This is a genomic window from Pseudochrobactrum sp. AO18b (assembly GCF_000409565.1).
GTDB classification, from domain to species: domain Bacteria; phylum Pseudomonadota; class Alphaproteobacteria; order Rhizobiales; family Rhizobiaceae; genus Pseudochrobactrum; species Pseudochrobactrum saccharolyticum.
The window spans coordinates 1-2,719 of record NZ_ANNO01000222.1 but is presented as its reverse complement, the minus strand read 5'-3'; the positions used below and the strand labels follow the sequence as shown (position 1 = coordinate 2,719).

Here is a 2,719-nt window from a genome sequence, read left to right as displayed (position 1 = left end):
CACCACCGAAACCACCTCCATAGCCGCCTCGCCCTGAAGAACCGCCACCACCGCCGCCCAATGCAATCGTCACGCCCAGCCATTCATAACGATCGGGGCCGATTTTTCTGCCGAAAACCGGAGCCAGCAAAGTAAAACCGAAACCACCGAAGAAAATACTGATCCAGAAAATCAGAAAAATGACCTCAATCCAGTCCGTCTGGTCTGCAGCCTCTTTTTGATTGCGTTTTGCACGCGCCTGTAATTCCGCCCCTTCTCCGCGCAGAACCTGCAAAATATCATCGGTACCTTTGGTAATGCCGGTGCCATAGTCGCCATTGCGGAATTCAGGAATGATCGCATTCTGGATAATGATTGCCGAGAGAGCATCCGTTACCGTGCCCTCCAGACCATAGCCGACCTCAATACGCACTTTGCGTTCATTGGGCGCTACCAGCAGCAAAATACCGTTATTCTCGCTTTTCTGGCCAATACCCCATGCACGATAGAGCCGGTTAGCATAGGTCTCAATATCCATACCATTGAGGCTTGGAACCGTTGCCACCACAATCTGATCGGATGACTCTTTTTCATAAGCACTGAGTTTGGCAATCAACTCCTGCTGCTGCGCAAAGGACAGCACCCCCGCCGCATCAACCACACGATCGGTTAAAGCAATGGCCGGTTTATCCGTGCTTTGCGCATAGGCCAGATTTGCAAATGCCAGCAGCAGCACCGCCAGAAACATTTTCAGTGCAGACCGGAAAGCAGCTTGTTCCGGAATGAGACGCAGACCGGCGAGACGGGCAGAAATCATACCATTCTCCTAAATTGCCAGCAAAAGTTGAACGGGCAGGATTTCTCCTGCCCGCTATCATCAGTTGAACTGTACTTTAGGAGCGGCCTGAGAAGCCGGATCAATAGTGAAAGTCGGCATCGGTTCATTGTTCCAGAACCACAATGTCTTCCACAACATAGTCGGCATGGTCTTCAGGCCGGTATTATAAACACGTACCGCTTCAATATAATCGCGGCGCGCGACAGCAATGCGGTTTTCAGTGCCTTCCAGCTGTGATTGCAGCGCGAGGAAGTTCTGATTGGCTTTCAGATCAGGATATTTCTCAACCACAACCATCAGACGGGACAGAGCACTGCTCAGATTGGCCTGATTATCCTGAAACTGTTTGAACAATTCCGGATTATTCAGCATTTCCGGAGAAATCTGTGTCTGCGTTGCCTTGGAACGGGCTTCAATCACCGCAGTCAGCGTTTCCTGCTCATGGGCAGCATAGCCTTTAACGGTTTCCACCAGATTAGGAATAAGATCGGTGCGGCGCTGATACTGGTTGAGCACTTCGCTCCACGCAGCTTTGGCCTTTTCCTCATTGGTCGGAATGGTATTGAAACCACAGGCTGCCAGCAGCGGCATAAACATCAATAAGACAAGCGTTAGCAGCGAGCGCATTTTCAGCGGAACTGTTGTTACAGCAGAAGTCTGACCGGTCATGGGTATCTCCTCATCTTGCACAAGTTTCGCGCAGATCATTGGTTATAAATAAACCGCAAAATCCCATTTGAAAATACACACTTAATAAATATGAAAAATACAAATAATGCGCAGCTTTTCAAACCGGTCTTTTAAGACAAAAAAATACCGTGCCGCTTTACAGAGGCACGGTATTTTTAATTACGGATATTAACCCGCAAAAACTCTATTTTTATTTAGCGCATTATCCTACGCAAAACCGGTACCCACTTTTGCTGGAAATGCTTTGCTCAGAATTATTCTGCAGCCGGAGCTTCTTCAGCAGGCGCAGCAGCGGCAGCAGCTGCTGCTTCAGCGGCTTCTGCAGCCTTTGCAGCGGCTTCTTCTTCAGCCTGCTTAGCCATTGCCAGACGTTCCTGAGCTTTTTTGCCTGGTACGCCTTTGGTTGGGTTGTTGCCGGCTTCACGCTTAGCAATACCAGCCTGATCGAGGAAGCGCAGAACGCGGTCTGTTGGCTGTGCGCCGTGACCGATCCAATACTGAATGCGTTCTGCATTAACAACAACGCGCTCTTCTTTGTTAGCAAGGGTTGCATTCCATGAACCCAGCTTTTCGATGAAACGGCCGTCGCGTGGTGCGCGAACGTCTGCAACAACGATGTGGTAGTAAGGGCGCTTCTTGGAGCCGGCGCGTGCCAGACGGATTTTCAGGGACATAGTGTTTTCCTTAAAGTTTATGTCGTGTCACTTAAACAGTAACAATTTCTGAAATACGACCGTTAAAACGATCGCAATGGTGTTTTACACCGCAAAACGAACATCACTGTCCGGTATGGTTTGCGGCGGTATGCTCATGATGCCGGATCACTTCCTTCACGATGAAGTTCAGGAATTTCTCAGCAAAATCAGGGTCGAGACTGGCGTCCTGCGCAAGGTTACGCAGACGTTCCACTTGTCGTTTTTCACGCGCCGGATCAGCAGCGGCCAGACCGCGCTCGGCTTTCAGAACACCGACAGCTTTTGTGCAGCGAAAACGCTCGGCAAGCATATGGATCAGCGCCGCATCAATATTATCGATAGATGCACGCAAAGCGAGCAGTTCGGCAGGAATTGTCTGTTGTTCGCTCATCGTGCTCACTTCTTCTTAGGCAGGCCAGGCAGACCGCCGCCAAGACCAGGAAGTCTCGGACCGCCAAGGCCCGGTAATCCCAACCCTTGGCCACCACCGAGACCCGGCATACCGCCGCTCTTACCA

At 50.6% G+C, this 2,719-nt stretch carries 4 protein-coding genes; all 4 read right to left on the bottom strand.

What is annotated here, in order from left to right:
- Nucleotides 1-712 (bottom strand): YgcG family protein (locus A918_RS0109115; protein ID WP_371257511.1); only part of this gene is annotated, 712 nt, incomplete at its 3' end.
- A gap of 144 nt (nt 713-856) precedes the next feature.
- Nucleotides 857-1,486, bottom strand: coding sequence for a LemA family protein (locus tag A918_RS0109110; RefSeq protein ID WP_022710766.1), 630 nt, complete (start codon nt 1,484-1,486; stop codon nt 857-859).
- 275 nt (nt 1,487-1,761) lie between these two features.
- On the bottom strand, nt 1,762-2,181 hold the full coding sequence (gene rpsP, locus A918_RS0109105) for a 30S ribosomal protein S16 (RefSeq protein ID WP_022710765.1): 420 nt from the start codon (nt 2,179-2,181) through the stop codon (nt 1,762-1,764).
- Between the two features lie 103 nt (nt 2,182-2,284).
- Nucleotides 2,285-2,602 (bottom strand): chorismate mutase, encoded by a 318-nt coding sequence (locus A918_RS0109100; protein ID WP_028233597.1) that lies wholly within the window; start codon nt 2,600-2,602, stop codon nt 2,285-2,287.
- Nucleotides 2,603-2,719 lie beyond the last annotated feature (117 nt).

Bases quoted from the DNA above. Each gene is read 5' to 3' on its own strand.
- A918_RS0109110 (WP_022710766.1), bottom strand. From the start codon at position 1,486: ATGACCGGTCAGACTTCTGCTGTAACAACAGTTCCGCTGAAAATGCGC.
- rpsP (WP_022710765.1), bottom strand. From the start codon at position 2,181: ATGTCCCTGAAAATCCGTCTGGCACGCGCCGGCTCCAAGAAGCGCCCT.